8 protein-coding genes are annotated in these 9777 nt (G+C 63.7%); 6 read left to right on the top strand and 2 right to left on the bottom strand.

Translation table 11 applies throughout. The features are described 5' to 3' along the window. A partial coding sequence (locus WAO18_RS21390; RefSeq protein WP_422208235.1) for a GAF domain-containing protein occupies window positions 1-571 on the bottom strand: 571 nt, incomplete at its 3' end. A 176-nt stretch (window positions 572-747) separates the two neighbouring features. On the opposite strand from WAO18_RS21390, the gene WAO18_RS21385 reads away from it, so the two are divergent. The 6 genes from WAO18_RS21385 (at window position 748) to WAO18_RS21360 (ending at window position 8692) form a co-directional block, all read left to right on the top strand. Further along, complete coding sequence (locus WAO18_RS21385) at window positions 748-2892, top strand: Rv1355c family protein (protein ID WP_422208234.1); 2145 nt, start codon at window positions 748-750, stop codon at window positions 2890-2892. 27 nt (window positions 2893-2919) lie between these two features. Further along, complete coding sequence (locus WAO18_RS21380) at window positions 2920-4764, top strand: putative bifunctional diguanylate cyclase/phosphodiesterase (RefSeq protein ID WP_422208233.1); 1845 nt, start codon at window positions 2920-2922, stop codon at window positions 4762-4764. A gap of 226 nt (window positions 4765-4990) precedes the next feature. Then, window positions 4991-6703, top strand: a complete 1713-nt coding sequence (locus tag WAO18_RS21375) for a fatty acyl-AMP ligase (RefSeq protein WP_422208232.1) — start codon at window positions 4991-4993, stop codon at window positions 6701-6703. Next, entirely contained in the window at window positions 6700-7566 is an 867-nt protein-coding gene (locus tag WAO18_RS21370; protein WP_422208231.1) for an acyl-CoA desaturase, read from the top strand. Before WAO18_RS21375 ends, WAO18_RS21370 begins: the two co-directional genes overlap by 4 nt. Continuing rightward, window positions 7563-8438 carry a class I SAM-dependent methyltransferase gene (locus tag WAO18_RS21365; RefSeq protein WP_422208230.1) on the top strand — a complete coding sequence of 292 codons (876 nt, stop codon included), beginning with the start codon at window positions 7563-7565 and terminating at the stop codon, window positions 8436-8438. The genes WAO18_RS21370 and WAO18_RS21365 overlap by 4 nt, the downstream gene beginning before the upstream one ends. A gap of 11 nt (window positions 8439-8449) precedes the next feature. After that, the gene (locus tag WAO18_RS21360; protein ID WP_422208229.1) at window positions 8450-8692 is read left to right on the top strand and encodes an acyl carrier protein; all 243 of its coding nucleotides are present in this window, start codon (window positions 8450-8452) and stop codon (window positions 8690-8692) included. Here WAO18_RS21360 and WAO18_RS21355 read toward each other — a convergent pair. After that, complete coding sequence (locus WAO18_RS21355; protein WP_422208228.1) at window positions 8689-9429, bottom strand: hypothetical protein; 741 nt, start codon at window positions 9427-9429, stop codon at window positions 8689-8691. The genes WAO18_RS21360 and WAO18_RS21355 overlap by 4 nt on opposite strands. Window positions 9430-9777 lie beyond the last annotated feature (348 nt).

Here is a 9777-nt window from a genome sequence, read left to right as displayed (position 1 = left end):
GGCGGTTGGGCAAACCGGTGAGATCGTCATGCTCGGCGAGATGCTGGAGCCGTTCCTCGGCCGAGATCCGGGCGTGGAACTGTGCGAACAGTGAGGCGACTGTTTTGAGGGTGTAAATCGCTTCGGGCTTCCACTTCCGGCCACGGCATTTGACGAAGGCAAGCACTCCGGCGGTTTTCGTCCCGGAGACCAGTGGTGCGGCGGCCACCATCGGCGCTCCGCTTCGGGACACTCGGATCACTGAGCAGCGGGAAACGCCTTCCTCGTCGTAATTGTCGTCAACCTTGATCAGGTCCTTGCCGTCTTCGCAGAGCGCCAAGGCGGGGTGGCCACTGCTGAAGGAGACGATGGCGAACGGATCCGGATCGGCTACGTCAGAGCGCGGCGGCCACTCCGCGGCCAGCACCGACGCCCGGATGGTGTGGTCGCTGTAGCGCAGGAAGCTGTAGTGCAGATTGAAGTGTTCGACGAGTTGGGCAAGGACCTTTTCGCTGGCCTGAGCAGCAGTTGCCGCGCTCGCTTCCAACAATTGATTGGCGATGGAAGAGATCAGGAGCAGATTGCCCGGCACTGCGTCCTCCGATCTCGGCACGATACAGACCCGGGACGGCGCGCGTGCGGAATGCTATTGGACCCATGCGTAATTGGCGCAATTGGTTCGGCGATATTTGAGACTCTGAATACTACATCTCGCGGGCTAATAAGGAAGACGCCAATGTAATGTCCGGATGAACCACTGAGCCTTGCGTGCGTTCGCAGGCGCGGTCGACCTTTCGGGAGGCGATCATCGCAGCATGCAAGGCGTTGGTCCTCGACCCCGGGGACGCGGCCGACAAGGCAGTCTTGGATCGATTGCGCGCCGACCCGGTCGTCGAGTTCGTCGACCACCGCGAAGCCCAACTCGCTGAGTTGCGGGGCCTGCTGCCACCCCCCGACCGTGAGCTCGCCGCAGAACACGGCAGGTGGGCGTACTACCCGTGGCGGCGGACCGCCGTCGCCGTGCTGGGACCGCGTGGGTTTCGGGCGGTCCGGCTGGACCGCAATCGAAACGTAATTACCGCTGACGAGCAGGTTCGGCTCAGTGCATTGCGAATCGGTGTTGCCGGGTTGAGCGCCGGCCACGTCATCGCGCACACGCTGGCAGCGCAAGGGCTGTGTGGTGAGCTTCGGCTGGCGGATTTCGATCAGCTCGAGCTTTCCAACCTAAACCGTGTACCGGCAACCGTATTCGACATCGGGCTGAATAAAGCTGAGGCGGCCGCCCGCAGAATCGCCGAGCTCGATCCGTATCTGCCCATTGCGATTATGGATACGGGTTTGACACTGGACACCGTCGATGAATTTCTCGACGGGTTGAATATCGTTGTCGAAGAATGCGATTCGCTGGACATGAAGGCAATCGTGCGAGAGCGGGCGCGGGCGCGGGGAATTCCGGTGCTCATGGCGACCAGCGATCGGGGTCTGGTCGACGTGGAACGCTTCGATCTCGAGCCTGGCCGGCCGATCCTGCACGGCCTGCTGGGCGATGTGGACCCCGCGGCGTTGTCGCGGATGACGAGCCGGGAAAAGGTTCCGCACATGCTGCGCTTGCTCGAGGCCCAGCAGCTGTCGCCGCGCGGTGCGGCATCACTGCTGGAAATCGACCGCACATTGTCGACCTGGCCGCAGGTATCCGGCGACGTGGCCGCGGGGGCACCGGTGATCGCCGAGGCCGTGCGAAGAATCGGACTGGGTGAACACCTGCCGTCGGGCCGGATCCGCCTCGACATCAGCGGTGCGCTCGATCGGATCTGCGAGCCGGCGTTGCCGGCGGAGCATGTACCGCCGCCTGAGTATTCAGATCCGGCGTGGCCGGGCGTCGCGGGCATCGTTGCCGCCGCGGCGATCCGGGCGCCGTCCGGGGGGAACGTTCAGCCGTGGCACATTGACGCCGGCCCCGACCTCATCACCATCCGGCTTGCGCCAGAACACACCTCGACGATGGACGTCGGTTATCGCGGCAGTGCAGTGGCGGTGGGAGCAGCCCTCTTCAACGCCAAGGTCGCCGCGGCCGCTCACCAGGTGCTTGGACCGGTGAGTATCGCCGAGGACGCCGGTGGTGCGCCGCTTCAGGCGACGCTGCAGCTCCGCGACGCCGCCGACCCGCAGCTGGCCGGGTTGTACGACGCGATGCTGGCACGCGAAGCCAACCGACGCCTGGGAAGAGCCGAGCCGATTCCCGGTGACACCGTCCAACTGCTGCACGCCGCCGCCGAACGGGAAGGCGCACAATTACGTCTCGTGATTGAGCCCGATGATATCGCCAGGGCTGCAGCCATTCTCGCCGCGGCCGACCGTGCGCGCTATCTGACGCCGAGATTGCACGCGGAGATGATTTCGGAACTGCGCTGGCCCGGCGATCCGCTTCCGGACACCGGTATCGATATTCGCAGCCTGGAATTCGAACCCGGCGAGCTTGCGGTGGTGGACATCTTGCGGCGCCCGGAAGTCATGGCCGAATTGGCTCGATGGAATGCAGGGTCCGTGTTGGGTGAAAGTACCCGCCGGCAAATGTCAGCAAGCTCTGCAATGGCGGTCATTTCGGTGTCCGGAGGTTCGCTGGCGGACTATGTACGCGGCGGATCAGCGGTAGAGGCGGTATGGATTACCGCACAGCAGCGGGGCCTGGCCGTTCAGCCCGTGTCGCCAATCTTCCTGTATGCCCGGGGTACTGGGGACTTCACTGAGGTGTCCGCTGCGTATGCGGACCAGCTGCGCTACCTACAGGAAGAGTTCGGCCAACTGGCCGGTTTGCCAACAGACGCTTCGATTGCGCTGTTGCTGCGAATCGCTGTCAGCGAACCGGCTTCGGTCCGCAGCCTGCGCGATTTCGGCCGCGTTAATATACGGTAGCCGCCCACAGGGACTACCGTATTCTGTGTGTCCGGCGGCTTAGACGATTTGGTGACTGAGTCGGCCGCCAAGTTGATGGCGGCCGCCGCGGCCGACCATGCCGCAATCAGCGAGCGCGTGGTTGCCGATCTGGTGGCTCATTTCGGCGTCGACTTCGGCTTTCTGCGACACAACGACCACAACATTCATGCCACGATCCTTGTCGCCGAGTGGCCGGTACGTGAGAACGTTCCCGCACCGGATCCGATCGGCGTGGTGTATTTCTCCGAAGCGGATTCCATCTTCGCGATGGCCGAAAACCTCAAAGAGCCCAGCCTGGTACGTCCCGAGCCCGCTAACGAGGACTATCAACGGCTCGTCGAGGAGGGGCGGGCCATTCCGCAAACCTCCCTCGCGTGCGTGCCGCTGCTGTCGGGGGACGTCACCACGGGCATCCTCGGCTTCGTCAAGATCGGCGACAGGGAATGGTTGCCTGCAGAGGTGAACGCGCTCCAGGCGATTGCATCTTTGTTGGCACAATTGCAAGCGCGCATCGTCGCCGAGAATCGGTTGCTGTATCTCGCCGAACACGACGACCTGACCAATTTGCTGAACCGCAGGGCGTTGATCGCCCATCTCGATGAACGACTGGTTCTCGGCCAGCCCGGTCCGGTCTCGGCATTGCTGCTCGACCTGGACCGGCTCAAGGTCATCAACGACCACCTCGGTCACCACACCGGCGACCGATTCATCAAAGCGTTTGTCGAGCTGGTGCTCGGAGCCGTTGATGTGCCGGCGACGATCGCCCGGTTCGGCGGCGACGAATTCATCGTGGTGCCTTCCGCGCCAATGGAGCTCGAGGCCGCCGAAGCGTTTGCTCAGCGGCTGCAAGGTCACCTGCACACGCAGGTGGCGATCGACGGTGAATTGCTCGCCCGCACAGTCAGTATCGGCGTTGCCGCGGGCGAACCTGGGCGTGACAGCGCTTCGGATCTGCTTCGCCGTGCCGACGAGGCGACTGCGGCGGCCAAGTCGTCCGGTGGCAGCCGGGTGGCTCCGTACAACCGGGAGATGTCGCGGAGATATGCGATCCGCGACGATATCGAGCTGCACCTCGAAGAAACGATCGAGGGCGACAACGACGCGCTGGTGCTGCACTACCTGCCGGAGTTCGACATCAGCACCGGTGAGGTGCTCGGGACTGAAGCGCTGATTCGTTGGCAGCACCCGACTCATGGGCTGCTGATGCCCGATTCGTTCATCAGCGTCGCGGAGTCGATCAACCTTGCCGGCAAGCTCGGCCGTCGCGTAATGAATTCTGCCTGTTCGCAATTCAGCGAGTGGCGATCTCGCGGCGTCGGCCGCGACGCGGTCTTGCGGGTGAATGTGTCGCCGGTGCAACTGGTCGCCGACGGGATCGTCGACACGGTCGCCACCAACCTCAACGAGTTCGGGCTGGATGCCGGTGCGTTGTGTCTTGAAATCACGGAAAGCGTTGTCGTTCAAGATATTGACGCAACCCAAAAGACACTCGCCGAGCTGAAGAATTTGGGCGTCCAAATCGCCGTGGACGATTTCGGCACTGGATACAGTGCGCTCACCTACTTGAAGTCGCTCCCCGTCGATATCCTCAAGGTAGACAAGGGTTTTGTTCGCCATCTCGGCACCGATTCGGGTGACCTGGCGATCGTGCAGTCGATCATGGCGCTTGCGCAGGCTTTCAAACTCGACGTCGTCGCTGAGGGCGTCGAAACCGGCATCGCGGCCAGGATCCTGCTTGAATTGGGATGCGTTCGGGCCCAAGGTTTTCTGCTCTCGCAGCCGGTCGACGCCACGGCGATGGAGGCATTGTTCGCCAGGCGCTTTGTGCCAATGGACTTTTCGCGGCCGTGACCTACTCCGGCTGAGAGGCCACCGGACCGGCAGTGCACGGCTGTCCGCAGCAATCCCGCACCGGACCGGTTTAGCGCCTCATCCAGGCATACCATTCGTTCAGTTGATCACCGCAAACCCGGACAATGGTACGGACAATCGTTTAAGATGCTAAATAATCGGACCCCTTCAGATCAGACGGGTGGTCGGTTACGTCCATTAATTTCCGGAGTCCAAGGGGAGTGCGATGACGGATCTGGCCTGCCTCGGCGCGCCAGATGCCTGCGCGCAGGGCACGACGATCGCGCATCGGTTGCACCAGCACGCCCATTCCCGCCCGGACGACCGCGCCTTTTCGTTCCTCGAGGATGGCGGCGGTGTGAACATCAGGACGTGGGGTCAGCTCGACGCGGGTGCGCGCGCGGTAGCCGCCACCCTGGGCGAAGTGCCGGCCCGCGACGAGCAGCCGCGCGCGCTGCTGTTGCTGCCTCAGGACGCAGCTTTCCTCGATGCGCTGTTCGGCTGCTTTTTCGCCGGCTTTTGCGCGGTGCCGGCGCACGTGCCGATCCCGTCCCGGCTCGCGCAGACGTTGCCGCGACTGCGTGCGATCGTCGCCGAAGCGGAGCCTCAGGTTGTGCTGACGACCCGCGAATTGCTGCCGGCGCGTGCACTGGTTCCCGAACTCGCGGAGATACCGTGCATTGCGGTCGACGAGCTCGACGGCATCGACGCGCCGCTGCTCGATGTGACCGTCACTCTCGACGACCTCGCGATACTGCAGTACTCGTCTGGCTCAACGGGCGCCCCGCGCGGCGTCATGGTGAGTCACCAGAACCTGATGGCCAACGAGGCGTTGATTCAGAACGCCTTCGAGCACACTTCGTCGACCGTGGTCCTCGGCTGGTTGCCCTTCCAGCACGACATGGGGTTGATCGGCAACGTGTTGCAGCCGGTGTTCTCCGGCGCGGAGTGCCTGATGATGACACCGCTGCAGTTCCTCAAGCATCCGCTGCGCTGGTTGCAGGAGATCACCAGGTATCGCGCCACCACCAGCGGTGCGCCGAACTTCGCGTACGAGATGTGTGTCGCGGCGGTGGACCGGCAGGGCAAAGACAGCCTTGCCGGTCTTGACCTGTCCAGCTGGAACCTGGCGTTCGTCGGCGCCGAACCGGTGCGCGCGGCGACGCTGGACCGCTTCGCGGCGACGTTCTGCGCGGTCGGGTTCCGGCGTGAGGCGTTCTACCCCTGCTACGGGCTCGCCGAGGCGACGCTGATGGTGTCGGGCGGCCAGCGTGATGAGCCGCCGGGCGTGTGGCGCGACGCACGCCGCATCGCGCGGGTGAGCTGTGGTCGCGCACGCGACGGGCTCGAGGTGGCGATCGTCGACAGCGCGCACCAAAGACGTTGCGACGATGGCGCTGAGGGTGAGATCTGGGTGCGCGGCACCAGCGTCGCGAATGGCTATTTCGGCAAGCAACAGTCGTCGGGCGAGACGTTCGGGGCCACGCTCGACGGAACGGCATGGCTGCGCACCGGGGACCGGGGCTGCCTGGTCGACGGCGAGCTGTATGTCACCGGCCGCGACAAGGACATCGTCGTCAGAAACGGCGTCAAGTATGCCGCTGAAGATCTCGAGCACACGGTCGAAGAGCTGCATGTCGAGTCGCTACATCCGAATGGATGCGCGGCATTCGGACACGACGACGGTACGCGCGAGCGACTGGTGATCGTCCAGGAGATCCGGCGCGACGCGGTTGACGCCTGGGACGACGTGTCCGACCGCATCGTGGGCGCCATCGCCACGGAGCACGGAACGCCGGCCGACGTGGTCGTCTTCATCCAGCGCGGTGGCATCCCCCGCACGACCAGTGGCAAGATCCGCCGTGGCGAATGCCGTGCACTGTATGGGCGCCACGAGCTGGTCGAGGTTCACCGTCACCTGACGGGACGAAGCGCATGACCCGTGAGCGCAGCCTGGCGACGTTTGTCGTTTTCGCACCGGCACTCTCTGTGGTCGCGGCAATAGCTTTGTGGTTGAACGCAATTGGGCCATCGAAGGCAGACGTGATCATGCTGGCGGTCGGATGGCTGGCGACCATGGCAGGGGTCGAGCTCGGCTATCACCGCTACTTCGCCCACCGTTCCTTCACCGCTCGTCCGGCACTGGTCTGGCTGCTCGGCGCGCTCGGGTCGAGCGCGTTTCTCGGCCCGGTGATGTGGTGGGCGACGACGCATCGCCGCCATCACTCCATCACCGATCGCGAGGGCGACCCGCACTCACCGCACTGGCCGTATAGCGGCGCCCGCGGGCTGGTGCATGCGCATGCCGGCTGGCTCTTCTGGCCGGAGTACACCTCGATGACGGTTACAGCGGGCGAGGTCAAGGATCTCTGGCAAAGCTCGCGCACGATTGCGATACACCGCAGCTATCTGACATGGGCCGTGCTGGGGCTGGTGATTCCGGCGTTGATCGGCTTCGCCGCCGGCGGCCCGCGCGGCGCGCTCACCGGTTTTCTGTGGGGCGGCATGGTTCGGGTGTTCCTGGTGAGCCAGGTCATTTGGGCGGTGAACTCATTTGGGCACCTGCGCGGCGAGCGCGCTCAGCAGCCGCACTCCGGACAGGCGCGCAACAGCATATGGCTTGCCCTCCCGGCGCTCGGCGGTGGTAACCACGCCAATCACCACGATGCGCCGCGGGTCTACACCACCCGGGTGCGGTGGTGGCAGATCGATCTCGGCGGCGCGCTACTGCGGGTGTTGTCGATGCTCGGACTGGTCAGCGATCTCAAACGGCCGGCGCTGACCAAGACGGGTCAGGAATGAGCGATACCTACCTCGGCGCAAGTCCGGCCGCGATTCGTCATCACTACGACGTCGGCAATGAGTTCTGGCGGATCTGGCTCGATCCCACGATGGCCTACTCGTGCGCGATGTGGGAGAGCCCCGACGACGATTTGGAGCGCGCGCAGCGCCGCAAACTCGACTACCACGTCGAGCAGGCGCGTGCGGCCGGCGCGGCGCGGGTGCTCGACGTCGGTTGCGGCTGGGGCGCTCAGATCATGCACATGGTCGGCTCGTGTGACGTGAAACATGCTGTCGGACTTACTCTTTCGGATGCCCAGGCTCAGTATCTCCGAGGGATCGCACCCGCGAGCGTCGAGATTCATGAGCGCGGTTGGAGTGGCTACGAGCCGGACGAGCCGTTCGACGCCATCATCTCCGTCGGTGCGTTCGAGCATTTCGCGCGGTTCGGCTTGTCGCCGGAGGAGCAGATCGACGCCTACCGGCGGTTCTTCAGCTCGTGCCGCGGCTGGCTCAAGCCCGGCGGGCGACTTTCGTTGCAGACCATCGCATACGGCGACATCCCGCGCGATCGACCATTGCGCGATCGCTTCATCGTCGACGAGATTTTCCCGGAGTCCGAGCTGCCGCGACTTGCCGACATCGCGCGCGCCGCAGAGATGGAACTCGAGATCGAGAACGTGCGCAACGATCGCGACGACTACGTCAAAACGCTGCGTGCCTGGTTCGATCGGTTGCGGGCGCGACGAGACGATGCGGTCGCGGTGTCCAGTGAGGAACTGGTTGCGCGATATGAGCGCTATTTGCGCATGTTCGCCTATTCGATGGAACTGGGCGCGTTCACCCTGCTGCGGTTGACGATGCGCCGGATCGATCTGCCGGGGCGTTGGTAGGGGAGGTCGCGTTGAAGAGCTACGAAGACATTGAAGCGATGTTGGCCGAACAGGTTGCGGATCGCACCGGAACGCCGGCCGGCCAGATCGATCGCACTCGTCGGTTCGATCATCTGGGCCTGGATTCGGCGGATGCGGTGCGGCTGATCGGCGAGCTGGAAGATTTCGTCGGCCGGCCGCTGTCTGCCGCGCTGCCCTACACCCATCCGACTATCGAGCAGCTTGCCCGCTGCCTGGCCAACGGCGACGACTAGCCCGACAGGAGTCGGTCGTCCCGGTGCCCGTAGAACTCGCGGGTCAGTCGGCTTGTCTCGGTGAGGATCTTGGCCACCTGAGTCGGTTCGGCGTGACCGACGAAATCGCGCCGATCCCACCAGATCATCTTGGTCTGATAGCGCTCGTCGGGGTATGGCGTCGCCGGAATGCCGGCCACCACGCCGCCCGAGCTGCGCCAGCGGTTCAGGACGTAGGAGGCCGCCGTCGCCATGCAGAATTGCACGTCGATCAGGGCCATCATGTGGAAGGCGCTACGCGCGAGGGGAGTTGTCAGGTCGAGATCGGGGTCCGCGTCTTCGGCTACCCAGCCCGACTTCATTTCCAGCACACCGAACGGCACGCGGTCGTTGATCATGTCGCGGACGGCCTGCTCGCTCGGCTGGCCGGCCCATTCGACGATGGCGTGTGACTCTTCGGCGGACCGCAGCGGTCCTTTGGCCCGCAGGCCGGCCCGTATCCGGCCGGCGTCGTCGAGCACCGCGAAGAACATGACCGTGTCAGACCCACTGCGCATCAGATCGACGTCGAGGGCGCCTTCGACGCCGCGCTTGCAATAGCTGCGATAGGCGCCCGCGACGAACTCGGACCACAACTCGGGGTCCGTCGATGGCTGGGCAACCGCCAGCGTGCAGTCGGTCTGGGAGTCACGCCAACTGAAGCTCTTTGGGAGACTGAACTTCTCAGCCGTCGTGTAATCCAGCGAAACAGTGGTCATGTGGGTCCCTCCCTGCAGGGCGCCAACTTCCAGTTTGTTTCGTGGCACTTTTGGTGCTTATTGAACGAGTTTAGGCTTTTTCATGAACCTACTACTCAACGAAATCACTGAAACCGATATTGAATTCTTGAAATTGTGTATCGGGCTCAACATTTAGAATGTTAATGCAGCGTCCGACCAGTTGGACGATACTACATTTTTTGCCCTCTGACCTGCAAGTCCGTGGCGCGAATTGTAGCGCGTGTCGGGGTCGACGAAACCGATAAACTCCCGCCATCCGGTCCGAACAGGGACTTTTGATTGCCTAAATTTATGCTGATAAACGCCTGATATTTCGCGGGAAACAAT

The sequence above is a fragment of the Mycobacterium sp. genome (assembly GCF_049278535.1).
GTDB lineage: Bacteria > Actinomycetota > Actinomycetes > Mycobacteriales > Mycobacteriaceae > Mycobacterium.
The sequence above is the reverse complement of the archived record's forward strand: the minus strand, read 5'-3'. Positions and strand labels throughout refer to the sequence as shown.

What these genes read in the sequence shown, in the direction of transcription:
- WAO18_RS21365 (WP_422208230.1), top strand. Translation starts at nt 7,563, where the DNA reads ATGAGCGATACCTACCTCGGCGCAAGTCCGGCCGCGATTCGTCATCAC.
- WAO18_RS21375 (WP_422208232.1), top strand. Translation starts at nt 4,991, where the DNA reads ATGACGGATCTGGCCTGCCTCGGCGCGCCAGATGCCTGCGCGCAGGGC.
- WAO18_RS21355 (WP_422208228.1), bottom strand. Translation starts at nt 9,429, where the DNA reads ATGACCACTGTTTCGCTGGATTACACGACGGCTGAGAAGTTCAGTCTC.
- WAO18_RS21370 (WP_422208231.1), top strand. Translation starts at nt 6,700, where the DNA reads ATGACCCGTGAGCGCAGCCTGGCGACGTTTGTCGTTTTCGCACCGGCA.